The organism is Myroides odoratimimus (assembly GCF_001485415.1).
Lineage (GTDB): Bacteria > Bacteroidota > Bacteroidia > Flavobacteriales > Flavobacteriaceae > Flavobacterium > Flavobacterium odoratimimum.
In genome coordinates, this window is record NZ_BCMQ01000003.1 from 273,960 (window position 1) to 294,125 (window position 20,166).

Consider the following 20,166-nt stretch of genomic DNA (forward strand, 5'->3'; position numbering starts at 1 on the left):
CAATTATGACATCTAGAAAACGCAATTATATTTTATTTAATACACTTACAGTAGTAGGTGTACTGGTTTTAGTATCTATAGCTATTATTGAATTCTTTCATTTAAATGATAATAGCTACACTAATTCAGCTCAGATTGAAGGCCATGTTATCCCTATTCATTCTAAAGTAAATGCTTATGTGGAGAAAGTAAACTTTAAAGAACATCAAGATGTAAAAAAAGGAGACACTTTGTTTATATTAAACGATTCAGAACTGAGAATTCAATACCAAAAAGCACAGTCAGACTTGGCTAATGCTCAAGCAGCATATAACCAGCGACTAGTAGCTATTAAGGGATTCGAAAACAATGTAGGGGTAGTAGGTTCTACGATTAAGGAATCAACTGTAAAAGTAAAATACCATCAAGGCAATTATACGCGCTATGCCACATTATTAAAAGAGCAAGCTGTGACTCATCAACAGTATGAGCAGATTGAATCACAGTATTTAAGTGAGCGAGCTAATCTTGAAAAATTAATAAAACAAAAAAGAACTACTGAGCTTTTAGTACAAGAAAACAAAGAAGCACTTGCTCTAGACTTGGCTCAAATAGAAAAGGCTAAATCGGCCATAGCTTTAGCTAAGCTTTACTTAAGCTATACAGTAATTATAGCTCCACATGATGGAGTGATAGGCAGGAGGTATTACAATGAAGGGCAATTGGCACAAGTTAATCAACAACTTACGTCTTTAGTAGAGTCTAAAGGTAAATGGGTAACAGCAAATTATTTAGAGAAACAAGTAAAAAACTTATCGATAGGACAACGTGTCTCTATTTCTGTAGATGCATTAGGAGGAAGAGAGTTTATAGGAACTATTACGGCTATATCTGGTGCGACTGGCTCTAAGTATGCAGGTATTCCTATAGACAATGCTGTAGGAAATTTTGTTAAAACACAACAGCGCATACCTGTACGAATAGAATTTACAACGGATAATATAGATTTAGATCAGTTGATTGCAGGAATGAATGTTGTTGTACGCCTAAAAAAATAAGAACTATGTATAATAAAGGACTTTTTAAAGCTTATGTTTCTGAGCCATTACAGTTTATTATCATGTTTGTTTTTGGCTTTGTATTGGTTAATGTCTATGCTGTATATCCTGGTAACGCCGCTGAGATATACAGTACACAAGGTTGGTCTTCGGGAGTTATTAGTAGTGCAAATAACACGATGATAATTGGAATGGCATTGACCTTTCCAATTATTATACGTGTTAAGATGGTTTTAAAAGCACAAACTAAATTGTTTTGGGGATGTTTACTTTTAGCCGCATTATCATTTGTGTCAATTTATAATACGAGCTACTTGATGCTATTAGTTATTAGTTTTAGTATGGGAGTAATTAAAATGAATTGTCTTTCTGAATTTACTTTGCTCTTTATTACTGTAGTAACACAAAAAACGGGGGCAAAAGTGAAGTCCTATGCATATTTTTACGCTATACTATACGCTATAGTAGCCATGGGAACCTTTCTAGCAATTTATTTAGCTTATGGGTATAGTTGGGAAAGAACCTCTGTTGTTTTTGCTATTTTACTTATATTTTGTGCTATCCTGAGTCTTTTTACAGTGCATACTGCTGCTTTTTCAAGATATTATCCTTTGTATTATATTGATTGGTTTAGTGTAGTTTGTTTAAGTGTCGGGTTTGCACTATGGAGTCATTTATTTGCTTTTTTACAAGAATACAATTGGTTTTATGGTGATTATAGAGGCTTTCTATACTTGAGTAGTGGATTGATACTGATTGTACTAGGGGTTTTTAGGCAGCGTTATTTAAAGCGACAATTTTGGCAATTGTTTAGTTTTAGAAAAAAGAATGTCAAAATTGCAGCTGTTTTTATTTTTATATTAGGAGTATATCAAGGTGCAAGTGGATTTGATACAACACTTATGTCAACAATTCTTCATTATGATAACCTGACGTTGGCAAAGGTAAACTTAGCTATGTTACCAGGTTCTTTACTCGCGGGGGCAATTGGGTTAATACTACTTAAAAACAATAATAAGGGATTGAAGACTTTTATCTTGTTAGGTTTTGGTATTTTTATTTTGCAGTATCTCATTTCCTATTTTTATATAAATCCATATCTGACAATTACATATTTCTATTTCACCCATTTTATGCGTGCATTAGCTATTGGTATATTATATATAGGATTATGGCATTACCTAACTATGGGGTTAGCTTTAGATGATTCGTTATCTATCATGTCCTTAATGTTGATCGTAAGAACTTTTTTGGCCCTAGCTGTTTTTTCTGCGATCTATAGTTATTTAAGCTATTATTTACAAAAAGAAATTCTAGGAAATCACGCTTTATTTATTAATTATAGCTTTGTGGAAAACTCTTCTAATTTATCTATTTCTTTTGTGCAACAACAAGCGCTAATAGCATCTTTTAAAACTATTTATGGTATGATCTTATTGCTTTCTATACCTGTTGTTTTAGCTGTTAGTTTACATGGTTTTGGGGTGTCTAAGAAGATAAGGACTGTACAAATGCGTAGATTATGGATAAGGTTGAACTCTAAAAATTGGGTATAGTTTGTAGAACTTATCTCTTACATAGAACTGAGTCTAGTAAAAACGCTGTAGGTCTTTAAAATAAAAAGCCAATAATAGTCTTCTATCATTGGCTTTTAAAGTAATAAGCGATTTTCTTTTTTAATTAAATCTTAATTCTGCTGTATATAGAATAATAACTTCTGTTAGATTATAGTCCTCGTCGTAAATAGGAGAGTAAAAATACACATATACAGAATCTTTAAATTTCGTTAAGGGAATTGTCTCATAGCTAGACAAATTATTAAGTACTTTTATTGTTCTATTTCCAACCCAGTGTTCTGCATTTCCTTTTGGATTTTTATCAAATCGATGGTCTTTAGCGTTCGTATAATACCAATAAGTAGGTACTTCATCCGAAATAATCAGTTCTTTATTAGGATTAAAAACTTCATCTGCGATAGCAGTGCTGTTAAACCATTCTACTTCTAAATCAGCTTCGCCTATAGCAGAGCGATAGATATCGTTATCAAAAGTAGCTCCTATTAGAAAACCATCTACATTATTTGAAGTAACTTCGAATACAAACTCATTGCTTTTAAGTGTGACAACTCCATCCTGTATAGGAACGATAGCACCATTTTGTTTCACTTCTACTTGTACAGTTCCTTCTTGTGCCCAGCTGCTTATTTGTACAGTTATGAATAGTAATAAGCTAAGACCGATTTTTTTCATCTTTAATTTCTATTTTTTGATCGTTTATGAAGCAAAGGTAAGCTATATATACTGTACGAATATTCGCTGTAAATGGGGATATTTACGAAATGAGAATAGTATGATCTTTGAAATAATATAAAAGAGTGTAATAAAGATGTATATAGGTACAACAACCCCTGGACGTAAAGAAAGATTCATTATAGTAGAAAAAGGAGATTCTGCTCAATCTCTCATAATCTTTAGTCAAGAAGAACGAATAACTAATTTAATTATATCAGGACAGGAAAGCGGCTTAGAAATATTATTAGACGAATCCTTTGCTCCTTTGTTTAAAACGATACAGATTCTTCACTTAAAAGATATCAATATTGATAAGAATTGGCTATATCAGTTTGTAAACTTAAAGCGCTTAGAGATTAAAGGTTGTCAGTATAAAGGGAAAGAACCATTAGATTGGTTGAAGTTTACAACTTTGGAGGAATTGTTTACTCCCTATTCTAAGCTATTTGAGAATTTGTTTGTACATCCTACTTTAAGAACAGTCTTTATAGAAAACTTTGATAAGGAAGGCTTTGTTTTTCCCGTAAACACTGTAATAGAATCTTTATCAATAGAAAAAAGTAAAGAGTGTAAATGGAGTAGTTTAGTCAACTTAAGTGCCTTAAAAGCACTTTATTTGGTAAAAATACCTACGCTGATAGATGTTAATTGGTTAAGTACACTTACGCACTTAGAAGATATAGAGTTGAGTGCTTGCAAAAAGATAAATAATGTGATAACGTCTATTGCAGAGGTAAGTACTTTAAAGGCTGTTTATTTATCAGCTATGGGAGATATTGAATCATTAAAACCATTTGAGAAGCTTCAAAATTTAAAAGAGTTAACCATCGAAGAAGGAGGAAGGCTTATCGATAAGAAAAGTAGTACCATTCTAAACAAACTAAATAATCTTGAATATAGTATAGAGATGAAAAATTATGTAGATAGTAGTGAAGAGTAGAACTAGATACTAATAAAGCAAAAGGGGATGTACATAACATCCCCCTTTGTTTTTATGGTATAATCTTCTTTCTAAGTGAACTTAGCATAGATACTTCAGATTCTTCTTGTTTCTTTAATGCTGCAATGCTAGCTGTAATCTTGAATATCTTTTCTGAAAGTGAGGATAACCACATCAGTTGCTCAATAACCAATACAGACTCTTCCATCAGGCTCTGTATTTGTTTATCATCAGAGTAAGTTTTCTTTAATTCGTATTCACGGATACCTTTTAGATATGACATACTGAGATTAAAGTTTTCACTGCGTTCTATGATGGTTATCTCACCATTATTATAATCTTCTAATAGAGCGATAGTTTGTTTTAAATTACCTATTGTATAGTCCATAACTACATTAAATGCTTCAGAAGCTTTGGTAGTTGTATGTGACTGTACGTATATTCCTATAGAAGCAGCTGTCGAAAGGAAGGTATGATTAAGTACGGCTAATTCGTAGAGCTCTGTTCTATACTTCTGTTTAGACTTAGGCTCTTGAATCATACGTTGAAAGGATGCCATAAGGTTACCTATTTCAATAAAAGCATATTTTCTAGCTAATTTATAAGGTAGGGTTACTTCTCCTTTTTCGTTGTAGTAAAGCGTAATTTCCTTTACGTACTCTTTATTCGCTTCTATCGATTTTTTTAGATGTGTATTTAGGTTTAAGAATTCCCATGAAGGCCATAGTAGATAGTTCGCTCCGAAGGCTAATAGTGCTCCTATGATAGTATCAATAACTCTATAGATCATAACATCCATAAAATCAGGTGTAAGTAACCCATATATCAGTACTACATACATCGTGATAAAGGTAACTCCAACTTTATAGTCTGTGTGAGAGAACCAATACCCTATAATCATGGTTAGTACTGTAATATAAGCAATAACTGTAGCACTAGGAATAATATATAACAATCCTATAGCCACTAAACCTCCAATAACAGTACCTATTACACGCTCAAAAGATCGCTGCTTAGTCAATCCAAAACCAGGACGCATAATAACAACGATAGTTAGTAATATCCAATACCCGTTTAATACACCTGATATTTTACTAACGATAAGTCCTGCTAATATGGTCAAGGTAAGTCTTAGAGCATGTCTAAATATGGTAGAGGTAAAGTTTAAGTTCTCTTTAAGAGTTTCTAAACGATAATGCACAGGAGTTAAGAATTTTTCTAAATCCTTAAAGCGCTCTTCTACATCTGCGCTAAATGCTTTCTCTGTTAGAGCTTTTTCTAAATCATGAATTTTGTTTACCTGATTTTCCGCATAATGGATAACATTCGAGAACATGACTACAGCTTCTACCATATTAGTAGACTCTCCATTCTTAACAAAATCGTTAAGCATAGCCTGAATCTCTGCTAATTCTTTAGATAGGTCATATTTAGATCTATACTTAGTCCCTAAGTTTATAGAGTAGGCAATATCGTCAATCGTCTCTGCAAAGTGATAAGCTAATTTCTGATAACATTCTATAATTTCAGGTCTTTTGCTAAATAAATCATGTAATTTATTGTGTTCAAAAGAAGTAGATACAGCTACTTCTAGTATTTCTACTAGAGTAGAGAAGGCTACTAGCAATCTACGGTTATTAGAAGAGTTGCCAGTATTAGCTTTATTTCGAACTAAATATTCTCTCAGGTTTTCATGTACCTCATTGAGGCTTACTTGTATATTTAATTGTTCTTCTGTGATCTTTTCTACATTAGCATTCTTATCCCACAGTTGTCCTCTGTGTTTTAGATAATCTGCTGTAAGCTCCATACACTCAGATGTCTGTAATACGGCATATCGCTTTGGTCTAAGTAGATTAAAAGTAACAGATACCAATAAGTAAAGTAATCCTCCTAATAGAAGCATTAAACAGTGCATAAATAAGGCATGCCCTTCATAACTATGTGCTAACCCTAAACTAGCCGCTAATAGTCCTGTAAATGAAAGCATATTTGCACGATGACCGTATACAGATATCATGCTTAAAGAGAAGAATATAAAGACAAATATCGGGTAGAAATACCAGTTGCCATCAGTGATGGATAGGGTGAAAGTAACAGCTGGTACAGTAAATGCACCTACTAAAAGCCCTATTATTTTATCTTTTTTATTACTAGGAATATCAACAGGAGCTGTTAACATGGCACCAATAGCTGCAGCAAAAGCCCAATCAAAAGCTTCATAGGGCATTAGTATTAAAAAAGGGACAACAGCTGATATAGTGATTTTTAACGAATCTGCAAGATGCGTATTATCTGTGAATTTTCTAGCTTTTCCTAGCATAGGTTACTTAATCTTTGGCTTTAATTAGAGAATAGTACTTTTTATCAAGCAAGATAAAACAAATAAGACATCAAAAATAATTTGTAGTATTATTTATTCATTTATTTTTGAGTATTTTTGCACCTTTAGAATAAAATAAGAAGACATGATATTATCAATAGTTGGGTATGGTGACGCTGTTCTACGTAAAGTGGGAGAAGATATCACTAAAGACTATCCAAACTTACAAGAGCTAATAGCTAATATGTACGATACAATGTATGGAGCACATGGAGTAGGATTAGCAGCACCTCAGGTAGGATTACCTATTAGATTATTCGTTGTAGATACAGCTCCTTTTGCAGAAATGGACGGGAACACAGAAGAAGAAATAGCTTTTTTAACTACTTTTAAAAGAACATTTATAAATGCTAAGATTTTAAAAGAAGAAGGAGAAGAGTGGTCTTTTAATGAAGGATGTTTGAGTATTCCAGATGTTCACGAACCAGTTAAAAGAAAATCTAAGATACAAATAGAATATTTTGACGAAAACTTCGTTAAACATGTAGAAGAATTTGATGGTCTTGCGGCACGAGTTATTCAACATGAGTACGATCACATTGAAGGTGTGCTGTTTACAGATAAAATATCTATCTTAAAAAAGAAGTTAATTTCTAAAAAGTTAAATAATATCCTTGAAGGAAAAATATTTACAGATTATAAAATGAAATTAACTAAGAAAAAAGGTAGATAAATAACTTGATTATTAATAACAATTTAAGATATTTGCGACTCTTAAAGTAAAATTTAGACAAAAATGAGTTTAGAAAAAGTTTTAGCTATTTCGGGAAAACCAGGTTTATATGAGTTACTAGTACAAACTCGTACAGGATTTATCGCTGAATCATTGGCTGATGGGAAAAAAAGTACAGTAGGATTAAGAAATAACGTTAGTTTACTATCAGAAATTTCTATCTATACTTACAATGAAGAAGTAAAGTTATTTGAAGTTTTCAGAAACATTGCTGCAAAAGAAAACAATGGTGAAGCTATTTCTCACAAAGAAGACAATCCTACATTAGTGGCTTACTTCAGAGAAGTATTACCAGAATTTGATGAAGAAAGAGTATATGTTTCTGATATCAAAAAAGTATTGAATTGGTATAATATCATTCAAAGAAGAGGATTAATTGCAGAAGCTTTTAGTGCAGCTGCAACAGAAACTGAAGCAAAATAATTTATAAGAATTATATGTAGAAAGCCCGTTTTGTAAAAAGCGGGCTTTTTTTTATTTTAGACCAAAAGAATCAAGATGCATACAAGACAAGAGCAATTAGAGGCTATAGATCGCTTACTAACTATACTAGACGAGCTTAGAGTAAAATGTCCATGGGATAAAAAACAAACATTCGATAGCTTAAAAAACCTTACTGTAGAAGAAATGTACGAATTAGTAGATGCTATTACAGAAGGGGATACGGATGAAATGAAAAAAGAACTGGGGGATTTATTAATGCATATTGTTTTTTATGCTAAGATAGGTAGTGAACAGTCTTTGTTTGATATTAAAGATGTTGCTGATAGTATCTCAGATAAACTTATTTTTAGACATCCTCATATTTATGGTGATGTAAAAGTAGATTCTGAAAAGGATGTATTGGCAAATTGGGAAAAACTAAAATTAAAAGAGGGAAACAGATCAGTCTTAGCGGGTGTGCCTAGAGGATTACCAGCATTAATAAAAGCTTATCGCATTCAAGAAAAAGCAAGTGGAGTAGGGTTTGATTGGGATGAAGCCAGTGATGTTTGGCAAAAAGTAGAGGAAGAGATAGAAGAGTTTAAGGTAGAAGTGAAGGCCAATAATCAAGATCTAATGGAAGAAGAATTTGGAGATATCTTGTTCACACTAGTTAATTATGCTCGTCATAAGGGGATTGACCCTGAAAAGGCATTGGCAAGATCTAACAGTAAGTTTATTTCTCGATTTAATATAGTAGAAGAATTAGTTAATAAAGAAAATGGTAGTTTTGAAGATGTAACTCTTCAAGAATTAGATCAATATTGGAATAAAGCAAAAGAATAAAAAAGCCCCAATTAAGGGGGCTTTTTTATTTTAACAATTCGCATTCAATATCTATATGACAATCAACTATTCCGATTTGAGATAAAACACCTGTAATTTCAAAAATCTCTTTTTTCTTATAACATATTTTATTTCCGACAACAAACCTCTCTAGTTTATCTCGATTCCCATCATTACTTACAAACTCAAATTGTTCAAAGTCCTTATAATTATCACATTCTACTCTTTGTGAATTGTCATCGTTTTCTCTATTAAGGTTAACTCTGTGCACAGCAATTATACTCATATTTTTTTATTTAATTTAAACATTAGTAATCTACTAACTATTTAACCAACTTCTGATACTCAACAATTGATTCTTACACTAGCTAATACTTACAAATTCTTAAACTGATTACCAAGATATATAAAACAGATGTACTACTATCTGTGTTATTTCAATAAAGAAGTGAAGTAATCCACAAAATGTATCATAGTCCAATAGCTGTGATACATCTTTATTATAATTACTAACATTTAACATCTACTCTAAAAAACCATAAGGGCTCGGCAAACATAAGATTTGACACTAAAAACCTCACAAATGTTAAATGTTAATTTTTATAATAACCTCAATTTTAATTAACAATTGTTTTTATATACATTCGTTATTGATAAATTAAAAACATAAACTAATTCTAAATTAAAATGAAAAAACTATTTTGTTTTTAACAACAAGTTTAATATTGTTTTCTTGTTCAAATGATGATCAAGTTAGTTCTAATAACCTTGATCAAAAATCACAAAATTCTATTCAGAAAATTAAAACTGAATTTAATGAAGAGTATAAGCTAATTCCTAACTACGAAAAATTCAAAAATGTAGACTGGGATAATCCTAAAGTATTTACTTATGGGGATAATAAAAAAGGAATTTCGTTAAAAACGTATAACACAAAAAATGAAAACGAATTCAACTTATTAATTGGGTATAACAAAGAAGGAGAAGAGTACTACTTTTTATCCACTGATAAACCACAAGAACTAACTACAGAAGATATTGTTATGAAATATAATGATAAAACAGTAGTATATACTCAAGAAATTTATATCTACAATCGTAATGATAAAGAATTAAATAATAAGAAATCAGTAAGGAATAATGATAAATTAGTAACAGGTAATATTAGAGAAGATGAAGGACCTCATTGGACTATAAAAGGAAATAACGGGAATTCTGGTGGTTCAGGTAGCTATTTAGACCTTGATGCGATGTACGAGTTAGATAGTTGGAGTAGACCTGGAGGAGGGAGTTCAAATGGGGGAGGAGGTACTGGTACGGCAGTAGTAACATCACCTGCCCCAGAATATAAAATAATCATTGATAAAACATTTACTGACAACAGCTGCATAATGGCTATTTATAACAAACTAGGAGGGGTAGATATGGCTAAAAGGTATCTTAATGCTTTTGATAATCAATTAAAAGCCCCAGATTTAACATGGAAATTAGAATCTATTGATTCAAAAAGTAATACAATTGTACATGGTCAGACAGATCCATTAGGCTTTTATAATTATGAAATTACAATTAATAAAAATCATATAGATTATCCCCTTGAAGTAGCTGGTACAATGTTACATGAATTAATTCATGCTACACTAATGAGATGGATTGATTCTGTAGGAAGAGAATTAACAACCAAAAATTTCCCAGGTCTTTTCGCTTATTATTCAAGATACAATAAAGAAGAAGCTCAACATAATTTAATGGCTAATTCATATGTTGATTTAATGGTAAAAACCCTTAAACAATATGATAGTTCATATGACAACAAATATTATGAAGCTATTGCTTGGGGTGGATTAGAAGGCACTACTGATTACAATAATCTATCTTCTAAAAAGAAAAAAGAATTAAAAGACAACTTAAAAGAATATAGAAATGATAAAAACAAAATCAATTGTAAATAAACACTATATAATATATATATTGTTAATATTAAGCACTTTAAAACCTGTATATAGTCAAAAAACAACAGTAAAAGAGGTTATTATTTTAGATACTAATAAAGAATTACTAAACAATACTACTGAGTGGTTTTCTTTCAATAAATCTAAAAAAAAGTGGCAATATAAAAATAACTCCGATAATTTCTATTTTGACTTAATCAAAGAAGTTGTTATAGATGATATTCCAAAAAATCATAAAGTAATATCTTTAAATAAGTTTAATAACGATATTGAAGAAAAATATGCCAAAATATATGAAGATAAATATAAAGAAAAGTATGGGGCACCTCCAAAAAAAGGAATTTTATATATTAATTTAATATATAAAAAAGAATTCAAATATGAAAATTTATATTTAATGCTTTATAAAGAAGATTCAGTAAAGTATTATAAAGTAAATTTTGATTATCACTGGACATCTCATTAGAAGACTATAATTAAGTATAAAAAGCCTGGCGAAATGCTCAGGCTTTTTATATTATTATAACACACTAACATTAAAACAGAGATAATCTATTTTCAATAAATTCATATTAATTATCAACAAAATAATGGTTCTACAGTCATCTCTATTCAAAATTTGTTTAGTATATAATGAGTTAAGATAAAAACAGAAGTCCTTATGCCGTAATGTGCATAAGGACTTCTGTTTTTATCAGCGTAAAGCTTCTTTATCGAAGCTGTAAGTGATTATTTGCTAATCTGTTCTTTGTTTGTTTCTTTCGAATCATTGGACTTCTCTTTTGTTTTTGCTTCTTCATGCTCGCGCAATAAATTAAAGAACATCTCCTGTTGAGCTTTCATGTCTTCTTGCATCCCTTTCATCAATTGCATAAAATCTTGAGCAAAGAATTCTTCAAATTCATCATTTGCTTGCTCAGAATATAATGCTCTTTCTGCATGTGGATCATTTGCAGTATTTAGCATAGGGTTAGTTCGATTACCTAACTCTAAATAGCGTTCACCTGCTTCATTTTGATGTATTTTTACTGTGAAATCAGCTATCCCATTAGAGTTATACTCCGACTTTTGTTGAGAGGATCCTCTTTGGTCTTTAAAGCTTGTTTTAAGAGAAATAAGTTCTCCTTTAGCATTCCTCTTTATATTTGAGAAAGTAAGGTTTGCTATCTTTTCGTTGTTAACTTCTTTTTTAATCTCATCTAATTCACTATCTTTAGTATTCTTATTAATATGATATTCTACTGTAGTACTCTTAATATTTAAACCCTCTTTCTCTTGTGCGTTTATTGTACTACTAGAAAAGAATAGCACAGTAGCTAAGACAGGAACTAGTAATGTTTTAGTTGGAATAATTAACTTTTTAAATGCATTCATAATAATAGATTTTAAATAATAAAATGGTTTAAGGATAAAGACGAATTTAAGTCTTTAAGTTTTAAACTTTTTTTAAAGTTAATAGTATGAATGTTAAAAAACAAAAAATGATATGATTAAAGACTTAATAAAAGAAGAAGTATTAATAGAAGGAACTGCTCGTCCTTTCCTTTCTGACAGTAGTTATCTGAGAGGAGTAAGCTCTTTGCCTTTAGTAATATTCTGTCATGGATATAAAGGTTTTAAGGATTGGGGGGCTTGGGATAAAGCCATGGATTATATTGCAGAGACAGGATGTTATGCAGTTAAGTTTAATTTTTCTTTAAATGGTACAACAATAGATAATCCTAAAGAGTTTGGTGATTTAGAAGCTTTTGGGCAAAACACATACTCTCAAGAACAACGCGATCTTACAAGTGTCATTGATTATTATAAAGAAAAGCCAGAAGTAGATAAAGAAAATATTTATCTAATAGGACATAGTAGAGGAGGAGGAACTGTAATCTTACAAGGGTATTACAACGCAGATGTAAAAGGTATTATTACCTGGGCAGGAGTGTCTGATTATAGAAAACGTTTTCCAAAAGGAGACCGATTTGAAGAGTGGAAAGCAAAAGGAGTATTCTATAGTGAAAATGGTAGGACAAAACAGCAGATGCCACACTACTTTACTTTTTGGGAAGATTATGAAGAGAATGAGACAATTTTAAACGTACAGAAAGCGGCTCAAAACTTAAAGAAACCAACTCTAATAGTACAAGGCACTAATGATCCAGCAGTACCACTAAAAGAAGCTCAATTATTACATCAATGGGTATCTAATTCTCTTTTGGATGTAGTAGATGAGGCAGATCATGTGTTTGGTTCTAGACACCCGTATACAGAAGAAACACTGCCTAAACATTTAGAGCATGTCGCTAAAGTTACGAGTCAATTTATTCATTCTACGAAATAGTTATTGATCTTAAATAAAAAAGGAAAGGTAAAATGATATCATTTTACCTCTCCTTTTTTATGATATGACTATATCTTTTAGTCTAGATTACTTTTACCACAGTGATAGCATCTTCTTGCTTCTAGAATTAATTGGAATTGAACTCCAAAAAGAATAGAAGCTAATACTAGGTGAGCTGCTTGAGTTCCGAATGGAAAATGAACGTAATACATCATAATACCAGTGAATATCTCTAGAATTAATAATACCATTACCCACTTCATTTTATCAAAGCCTAAGTTAGATCTTCTATTGATGTAGAACAGATACATATTCAAAAACATAACTATGAAAGAGAAACTACGGTGGATATAGAATTCTACTGTAGGGTTATTTAACCATAAATACTCATTTCCTATACCTGCTTGCACTTGTTCGTCTATAAACTCACGTACTTGTGTTCCTAACACTACTTGTGCAAGAGTGAAGATAAGAGAGACTACTAATAGAATTCTAAAAGTACCATTGTACTTCTTAATCTCGGTTTCTTTTTTAGCGCTTTTAATGATTCCTATTATAATGGCAACAATAACTAAAGCCATGACCATGTGCACTGTAATCTTAATAGGATTTAATACTGAATATACTACAGTAGCTCCTAACCAAGCTTGGAATCCCATTAAGAAAACTACTAACCATGATGCTAATACTAATCCTTTGCGGTCTCTCCAGAAAGAAAACGAAGCTATAGCCATTGCTAAACAAGCTAATCCAGCTAATGCTCCACAAAGTCTATTTACGTATTCTGTCCAAGTATGACTAGTATTGAATTGAGCGTAGCTGTGTTTAGTGTATTTCTCCCAGTGATTCTCATTATAAGTGTCCGTAGTTGTAAAGGTTTCTTTTGCTTTCCACAGGCTTTGATCGTGTATGATCATTTGCCCTTTTTCATATTCTCTATTCGGTTCCCACGTGATCGTTTGTTCTTCCGTAGGAGGGATGTAATATCCAAAACACTTTGGCCAATCTGGACATCCCATTCCTGAGCCTGTCATCCTTACTGCTGCACCTGCAAAGATTACTAGATAAACTAGTATAAGAGATGCTTTAGCTAATGGCAAAAAATAGTTTCTCATTATTCTTGTTTTTTATTTACAATTTCAAGTCCCATCTTAGATGCTTTTGCTTTCATAAATTCAAAAGCCGCATCGTATTCATTAGGGATAATACCTTCTAGAATAGCTTCTTTAATAGCTTCTTTGATCATACCGATCTCTCGACAAGGATTAAGATCATAAAGCTCCATAATCTCTTCTCCTGTAATAGGAGGCTGAAAATTACGCACGTGATCGCGTTCTTCTACTTCGACTATTTTATCTCTAACTATTTTAAAGTTGTTGTGATATTTCTTAAACTTAGAAGGGTTTTTAGTCGTGATGTCAGCTTCACAAAGCGTCATTAAATCTTCTACATTTTCTCCTGCATCAAATACCAATCTTCTTACCGCTGAGTCAGTTACTTCTTTTTGAGCAAGAACAATAGGTCTTGAACTCATAATAACCATTTTTTGGACAAATTTCATCTTTTGATTTAATGGCATATGCAATCTCATAAAGATCTTCTTTACCATTTTTCCTCCAAGGAATTCGTGTCCATGAAATGTCCATCCTTGTTTTTTAGAAAAGCGTTTAGTAGGTGCCTTTCCAATATCGTGAAGTAAGGCAGACCATCTTAGCCATAAGTCATCTGTATTAGGACAGATATTATCTACCACTTCTAAAGAGTGATAAAAGTTGTTTTTATGGGTATGTCCTTCTATCTCTTCTACTTGATTAAGAGCTGTAAGCTCAGGTAAGATCAAATCAAGTAGCCCTGTTTTATATAGCAATAAGAACCCTTTAGAAGGCTTCTTAGACATTAATATCTTATTTAGCTCATCTACGATACGCTCTCCAGAGATAATCTCTAATCTCTGATGATTAGCAGTGATAGAATCAAGAGAGTTCTGCTCTATCATAAAGTCTAATTGAGTAGCGAAGCGAATTGCTCTCATCATACGCAATGGATCATCAGAATAGGTAATATCTGGATCGAGAGGAGTACGAATGATTTTATTAGCTAAATCAGCAACTCCATTAAAAGGATCTACTAACTCTCCATACGTTTCTTTCTTAAGAGATATCGCTAAGGCATTGATGGTAAAGTCACGTCTATTCTGATCATCTTCTAATGTGCCATCTTCTACAACAGGCTTTCTGCTGTCAAAGTGATAGGACTCTTTTCTCGCTCCAACAAACTCAATGTCAATGTCATCATAACGCAACATAGCTGTTCCGTAATTTTTAAACACTTGTACCTTAGGTTTGTTAGGAAGTAATTCAGATACTTTTAAAGCTAATTCGATACCACTACCTACAGCAACGATATCAATATCTTTTTTAGAATCTCTTTTTAATAAAAAATCTCTTACAAATCCGCCAATTACATAGCTATCTACATTTAGACTTTCTGCTGCTTTAGAGATATAGTCAAATATAGGATGTGTAATGGCTTCTTTATATATAGGGGTCTCATTCATAATATATTCAATAGGAGGTACTATTTTCTAATGATAGTAACTTGGCTATTATCTTTTAATTTAATAATTGTAGAAGGCTTTGCAGGCTTTATGTCTTTTTGACGTAGGTTTACTACATAATCAACTCCTTCGATAATCTCTTTGCTAATTTCGCTAAAGTTAGCAGGAGAAGGTTCTCCACTAATATTGGCAGAAGTAGATACCAAAGGTGATTTCATTTTTTCAATTAATCTAAAGCAAAAAGGCTCTTCTACAATACGAACACCTAAAGAGTTATCCGCTGATACTACTTCTTTAGCTACATACTTAGGGTTGTCTAAGATTAAGGTAGTAGGTTTTTCGCTGCAGTCTAAGATATCCCATGTCACAGCTGGTGGAGCATTGAATACTCTGTGGAATATTCTCTCATTTACTAAGACAATCATACTTTTTGATTCTGCACGCTTTTTAAGTGCATATATTTTTTTGATAGCTTCAGGGTTATTTGCATCACATCCTATTCCCCATACAGTATCAGTAGGGTATAAGATAATCCCGCCATTTTTAATGACTTCGTATGCATTGAAAACTTCTTGTTGGATATCTTCCATTATTTTGTTGTAAATAGTATCGTTATAATCAAGGAGGTAAAATTACTAAAAAAATAGGATAGAACTAACTGATAGAAGTCATTAAAAATGCGGACTGAGCCAATTTCAAAACAATTATAATATTTTTAAGAATTCAAGAGTTATTTTCCTTTAATTTTAAAGCCTCTATAAGAGTCTAAATCATATAGAAAATAGAGGAGACAACTGTAAAGTCGGTGGTTTTAGTTAGTATTCTATAAATTTGATTTAGTATATTTAAACAGCGATTTTTTAAACTCAATTCTTCTAGTTAAACTATCGCTCAATCTATGTTTTTAAAACTTCTAACAAACAATGAGCAAAAAGAATATGAAAGACTTTGATAAAGATAAATTATTAGCAATGTATGCCAAAGTGTGTAAGAATACACTTATGGAGACACTCGACATAGAATATATAGATGCTGGACCTGACTTTTTAGTAGCTAAAATGCCTGTCAATCCAAGAGTACACCAACCTATGGGGCTCTTACATGGAGGAGCATCTGTGGCATTAGCAGAAAGTCTAGGAAGTGGAGCTTCTCTAATGCTAATAGATCCTGCTAAACAGGAAATAAGAGGTATAGAGATTTCTGCTAATCACGTAAAGAGTAAGCGATCTGGTTATGTAATCGGAACAGCTAGATTATTACACAGAGGACGCACACTACACTTATGGGAAATAAGAATAACAGATGAGAATGATGTATTAGTATCTATCTGTAAAATTACAAATATCGTTATCGATAAATAATTAAAGTGATTTTGTTATTTTGGTCTTTTGTGATGAGGATGATGTAAATTTAAGAGTGTAATTCGTGGAGCAAAAACAAAGTAACAAAAGCACAGAAAAACAAATCAACATAAAAGATGTATTTATTTAAATGCTTAGCGAAGCAGTATGCGGATCAAAAGCCTTTTGCAGTCTATCGCAAACCAAATTCTAAAACAATAGTAGGGTTATTTCAAAAAACGTATGCTCTTCATAAGGTGGAGACATTTGAAGAACAGGGTTTTGTATTTGCACCTTTTGCAGAAGGGACACGTTTTTATATTCCATTAGCAGAGTCTGCTATTATAAAGGAAGCACAAGGAGATCTTGCTTTAGACCTTCCTGAAGTGAACCTTAATTATGATGATAAGAAAGCTAAGGAGGATTTTGAAGATCTGGTAAGACGTTGTGTAAGTGCTATTAGAGATAAACAATTTGGAAAAGTAGTTCCTTCTAGAAAAGAAAATGTTCCTTATCAAGTAGAGGATTTAGGACAGTTATTTAATAAATTGTGTAATACTTATCCAACGGCATTTTGTTCTTTAGTATATCATCCAGAAATAGGACTGTGGATGGGAGCAACACCAGAAACATTATTATCTATAAAGAACAATACTTTAAAAACAATGGCTCTAGCAGGCACACAAGTAAATCATGGGCAAGAAGTAGTAGAGTGGGGGATTAAGGAACAAGAAGAACAATTATTTGTAACTGATTTTATTACAGAAACTTTAAAGCCTTTTGTCCAAGATATTACAACTTCAGAACCCTATTCTAAGCGTGCAGCTAAAGTAATGCATATTTGTACAGATATTACTGCTACATTGAGCAACAACAGCCTTAAACCAATAGTTGAAGCACTTCATCCTACTCCTGCTGTTTGTGGGATGCCAAAGGATGTAGCACGCGATTTTTTGGTTAGAGAAGAAGGATATTATAGAGGGTATTATGCTGGTTATTTAGGAGAATTAAATTGCAATGTAGAACAAGAAAATACAGATGAAACGAATCTATTTGTAAATTTGCGTTGTATGAATATAGAAGAGGATAGTGTTAACCTCTATATTGGCTGTGGGGTAACTATAGATAGTGATCCATCAAGCGAATTTATAGAAACAGTGAATAAGTCTTCTACCATGAAACAGGTATTCATTTAAGAATTGTGAATTACAGAATAATAAAAAACAACAAATGAAATTAGATATATTAGCGTTTGGAGCTCATCCAGACGATGTAGAATTAGGATGTGGAGCAACTATTGCGAAGGAAGTTTCTCTAGGGAAAAAGGTAGGGATTATTGATCTTACCCAAGGAGAATTAGGTACTAGAGGTTCTGCGGAGATTAGAAAAATAGAAGCAACTAACGCTGCTGCTATATTAGGAGTGTCTGCAAGAGAGAATTTAAAGTTTAGAGATGGATTCTTTATTAATGATGAAAAGCATCAGTTAGAAGTTATTAAAATGATTCGTAAGTATCGTCCAGAGATAGTATTGTGTAATGCTATTGACGATAGACATATCGATCATGGAAAAGGGAGTAAATTAGTGTCTGATGCTTGTTTCCTTTCAGGATTGAGAAAGATAGAAACTAGCTTAGATGGAGAAGAACAAGAAGCATGGAGACCTAAGGTTGTATATCATTATATACAATGGAAAAACATAGAGCCAGACTTCGTTGTAGATGTAACTGGCTTCATGGATCAGAAAGTTGATTCTGTTATGGCATATAGTACGCAATTCTTTGATCAAAATTCTAAAGAACCGAGTACTCCAATCACGTCAAAAAACTTCTTAGATAGTATAACTTATCGTGCGCAGGACCTAGGAAGACTAATAAATAAAGATTTTGCTGAAGGTTTTACAGTTGAAAGGTATTTAGCAGTCAATACTTTAGAAGATTTGATATAAATTTAGTGTAAAAAATAAGCAAAAAAGCTTGCGAAGTATAGAATAATCGCTAAATTTGCACTCGTTAAACAGAAACATGGTAGCTATAGCTCAGCTGGTTAGAGCGTCGGATTGTGGTTCCGAAGGTCGTGGGTTCGAAACCCATTAGTTACCCTAGTATTTTAATACTGTTTAACATGGTAGCTATAGCTCAGCTGGTTAGAGCGCCGGATTGTGGTTCCGGAGGTCGTGGGTTCGAACCCCATTAGTTACCCTAAGTACTTTTTATTGAAATTAAATGGTAGCTATAGCTCAGCTGGTTAGAGCGTCGGATTGTGGTTCCGAAGGTCGTGGGTTCGAAACCCATTAGTTACCCTAAAAAAAAGGCATTCAATTTATTGAATGCCTTTTTTAGTTTTTAAATACTCAAGATTGTTTCTTTATTTAATTCAATAAAATTACGGATCAGTGACAAAAGTTGGGGACTACGCAAAAAGTTTGGTTAATCTAAAAAGGAAAAACTTCTTATCTCTAACACCTCTATACATCATACGGAAGAATTTAATTTTGGCATTAAATGATTCCGCAGAAGCATTTGTACTTCTATTAATAAAGTAATTGATGATTTCGTTATAGTGTACATTAAAAGTCTTTAAAACAGTACTAAAGTGTTTGAGTGAAGCTTTTTCAATATCATTAAACCAATGAGCTAGCTTAGTCATGGCTATTTCTTTATCTATTTGTAGATTATATATCTGTCTAAGGTTATTAGCTAATAGATAGGCTTGTTTAATCTCTGGGTATAATTCAAATAGTATTTTAGCTCTTTCTTGTTGATCAGATGTCCAATTAATTTGGTTTTTATAAAGTAGAGAACGTGAGCGAACTAAAAGTTGCTTCTTAGTATCTCCATTACTAAGTATTTCAGGATTATATATAATGCCTTCTTCCTTAGCCTTTAAAACAGCAGTGTTCTCAGCGTCAAGCTCAGCCCATCTATATTTTATTCTAATATCTTGTACAGCTTCACTTACAAGCTTTTGTACATGAAAACGATCAATTACTTGCACAGCTTTAGGGAAGCACTTCTTAGCTATCTGTTTCATAGCCCCTGCCATATCTAAAGTAATCTCGGTAACTTTATCTCTAAGTTTTTTAGGTAGTTTAGATAGATGCTTTATTACAGTATCTGATTTTGTTCCTTTAACTATCGCTACAATGGTCTTTTTCTGACCTTTACCTGCTTTAGAAGTCAGTATAGTGTACAATTCTCCCATAGATAAACATACTTCATCTATGGACAGTTGTTCAGTTATATTTTCTGGGTAGAGTAGCCAGTCTTGTGCATGTTCTTGTTGATCCCATTGTTTGAAACCACTAGTTTTATGTTTGTATTGGCGTTGAAACTT

Annotated in this window: 20 protein-coding genes and 3 tRNA genes; 15 read left to right on the forward strand and 8 right to left on the reverse strand. The window is 32.2% G+C overall.

Annotated features, from left to right (window positions below; genetic code table 11):
- Window positions 1–5 precede the first annotated feature (5 nt).
- Both MODO_RS04665 and MODO_RS04670 read left to right on the forward strand, forming a co-directional pair.
- On the forward strand, window positions 6–1,037 hold the full coding sequence (locus MODO_RS04665; protein ID WP_016649411.1) for an HlyD family secretion protein: 1,032 nt from the start codon (window positions 6–8) through the stop codon (window positions 1,035–1,037).
- 5 nt (window positions 1,038–1,042) lie between these two features.
- Window positions 1,043–2,593 carry a hypothetical protein gene (locus tag MODO_RS04670; protein WP_016649410.1) on the forward strand — a complete coding sequence of 517 codons (1,551 nt, stop codon included), beginning with the start codon at window positions 1,043–1,045 and terminating at the stop codon, window positions 2,591–2,593.
- 120 nt (window positions 2,594–2,713) lie between these two features.
- Here the strand turns inward: MODO_RS04670 and MODO_RS04675 are convergent, their stop codons facing one another.
- Window positions 2,714–3,286, reverse strand: a complete 573-nt coding sequence (locus MODO_RS04675; protein WP_016649409.1) for a hypothetical protein — start codon at window positions 3,284–3,286, stop codon at window positions 2,714–2,716.
- Window positions 3,287–3,422: 136 nt separating this feature from the next.
- Here MODO_RS04675 and MODO_RS04680 point away from each other — a divergent pair, with 136 nt between their 5' ends.
- Complete coding sequence (locus MODO_RS04680) at window positions 3,423–4,268, forward strand: hypothetical protein (RefSeq protein WP_059050762.1); 846 nt, start codon at window positions 3,423–3,425, stop codon at window positions 4,266–4,268.
- A gap of 52 nt (window positions 4,269–4,320) precedes the next feature.
- On the opposite strand, the gene MODO_RS04685 is transcribed toward MODO_RS04680, so the two are convergent.
- On the reverse strand, window positions 4,321–6,591 hold the full coding sequence (locus MODO_RS04685) for an FUSC family protein (RefSeq protein ID WP_059050764.1): 2,271 nt from the start codon (window positions 6,589–6,591) through the stop codon (window positions 4,321–4,323).
- Between the two features lie 145 nt (window positions 6,592–6,736).
- On the opposite strand from MODO_RS04685, the gene def reads away from it, so the two are divergent.
- The 3 genes from def to mazG all read left to right on the forward strand — a co-directional run bounded on the left by def (window position 6,737) and on the right by mazG (window position 8,653).
- Window positions 6,737–7,324 (forward strand): peptide deformylase, encoded by a 588-nt coding sequence (gene def, locus MODO_RS04690; protein ID WP_006258863.1) that lies wholly within the window; start codon window positions 6,737–6,739, stop codon window positions 7,322–7,324.
- A gap of 63 nt (window positions 7,325–7,387) precedes the next feature.
- Window positions 7,388–7,807, forward strand: coding sequence for a DUF5606 family protein (locus MODO_RS04695; RefSeq protein WP_006258862.1), 420 nt, complete (start codon window positions 7,388–7,390; stop codon window positions 7,805–7,807).
- A 75-nt stretch (window positions 7,808–7,882) separates the two neighbouring features.
- Window positions 7,883–8,653 (forward strand): nucleoside triphosphate pyrophosphohydrolase, encoded by a 771-nt coding sequence (gene mazG, locus MODO_RS04700; RefSeq protein ID WP_006263589.1) that lies wholly within the window; start codon window positions 7,883–7,885, stop codon window positions 8,651–8,653.
- Between the two features lie 25 nt (window positions 8,654–8,678).
- On the opposite strand, the gene MODO_RS04705 is transcribed toward mazG, so the two are convergent.
- Entirely contained in the window at window positions 8,679–8,939 is a 261-nt protein-coding gene (locus tag MODO_RS04705) for a hypothetical protein (RefSeq protein ID WP_006263590.1), read from the reverse strand.
- A gap of 415 nt (window positions 8,940–9,354) precedes the next feature.
- Here MODO_RS04705 and MODO_RS04710 point away from each other — a divergent pair, with 415 nt between their 5' ends.
- Window positions 9,355–10,605: a hypothetical protein gene (locus MODO_RS04710; protein WP_235811653.1), complete on the forward strand. Its 1,251-nt coding sequence runs from the start codon at window positions 9,355–9,357 to the stop codon at window positions 10,603–10,605.
- Window positions 10,577–11,071, forward strand: coding sequence for a hypothetical protein (locus MODO_RS04715; protein ID WP_006261206.1), 495 nt, complete (start codon window positions 10,577–10,579; stop codon window positions 11,069–11,071). The genes MODO_RS04710 and MODO_RS04715 overlap by 29 nt, the downstream gene beginning before the upstream one ends.
- A 263-nt stretch (window positions 11,072–11,334) precedes the next feature.
- Here MODO_RS04715 and MODO_RS04720 read toward each other — a convergent pair whose 3' ends face one another.
- Entirely contained in the window at window positions 11,335–11,979 is a 645-nt protein-coding gene (locus MODO_RS04720) for a hypothetical protein (RefSeq protein WP_006263592.1), read from the reverse strand.
- Window positions 11,980–12,091: 112 nt separating this feature from the next.
- On the opposite strand from MODO_RS04720, the gene MODO_RS04725 reads away from it, so the two are divergent.
- Window positions 12,092–12,934, forward strand: a complete 843-nt coding sequence (locus MODO_RS04725; RefSeq protein ID WP_059050768.1) for an alpha/beta hydrolase family protein — start codon at window positions 12,092–12,094, stop codon at window positions 12,932–12,934.
- A gap of 77 nt (window positions 12,935–13,011) precedes the next feature.
- Here MODO_RS04725 and MODO_RS04730 read toward each other — a convergent pair whose 3' ends face one another.
- Genes MODO_RS04730 through MODO_RS04740 form a run of 3 tightly spaced genes read right to left on the reverse strand, consistent with a single transcriptional unit; the run spans window position 13,012 to window position 16,081 of the window.
- Window positions 13,012–14,049 (reverse strand): COX15/CtaA family protein, encoded by a 1,038-nt coding sequence (locus tag MODO_RS04730; protein ID WP_006258858.1) that lies wholly within the window; start codon window positions 14,047–14,049, stop codon window positions 13,012–13,014.
- On the reverse strand, window positions 14,049–15,491 hold the full coding sequence (locus tag MODO_RS04735) for a CCA tRNA nucleotidyltransferase (RefSeq protein ID WP_039329566.1): 1,443 nt from the start codon (window positions 15,489–15,491) through the stop codon (window positions 14,049–14,051). The genes MODO_RS04730 and MODO_RS04735 overlap by 1 nt, the downstream gene beginning before the upstream one ends.
- A gap of 20 nt (window positions 15,492–15,511) precedes the next feature.
- Window positions 15,512–16,081: an L-threonylcarbamoyladenylate synthase gene (locus MODO_RS04740; RefSeq protein ID WP_059050770.1), complete on the reverse strand. Its 570-nt coding sequence runs from the start codon at window positions 16,079–16,081 to the stop codon at window positions 15,512–15,514.
- A gap of 348 nt (window positions 16,082–16,429) precedes the next feature.
- Between MODO_RS04740 and MODO_RS04745 the strand changes: the two genes are divergently transcribed.
- From MODO_RS04745 to MODO_RS04770, 6 genes are all read left to right on the forward strand, one after another.
- On the forward strand, window positions 16,430–16,852 hold the full coding sequence (locus tag MODO_RS04745) for a PaaI family thioesterase (protein WP_081316882.1): 423 nt from the start codon (window positions 16,430–16,432) through the stop codon (window positions 16,850–16,852).
- A gap of 116 nt (window positions 16,853–16,968) precedes the next feature.
- Window positions 16,969–18,027, forward strand: a complete 1,059-nt coding sequence (locus MODO_RS04750; protein WP_006261212.1) for a chorismate-binding protein — start codon at window positions 16,969–16,971, stop codon at window positions 18,025–18,027.
- Window positions 18,028–18,061: 34 nt separating this feature from the next.
- Entirely contained in the window at window positions 18,062–18,778 is a 717-nt protein-coding gene (bshB1, locus tag MODO_RS04755; protein ID WP_006258853.1) for a bacillithiol biosynthesis deacetylase BshB1, read from the forward strand.
- Between the two features lie 79 nt (window positions 18,779–18,857).
- Window positions 18,858–18,931: transfer RNA gene (locus tag MODO_RS04760), tRNA-His, on the forward strand.
- Window positions 18,932–18,957: 26 nt separating this feature from the next.
- Window positions 18,958–19,031 (forward strand) — tRNA-His (locus tag MODO_RS04765).
- 27 nt (window positions 19,032–19,058) lie between these two features.
- Window positions 19,059–19,132, forward strand: a tRNA-His gene (locus MODO_RS04770).
- 110 nt (window positions 19,133–19,242) lie between these two features.
- Here MODO_RS04770 and MODO_RS04775 read toward each other — a convergent pair.
- Window positions 19,243–20,166, reverse strand: a 924-nt coding sequence (locus tag MODO_RS04775; protein WP_059050774.1) for an ISAon1 family transposase, incomplete at its 5' end; no start/stop codon positions are given.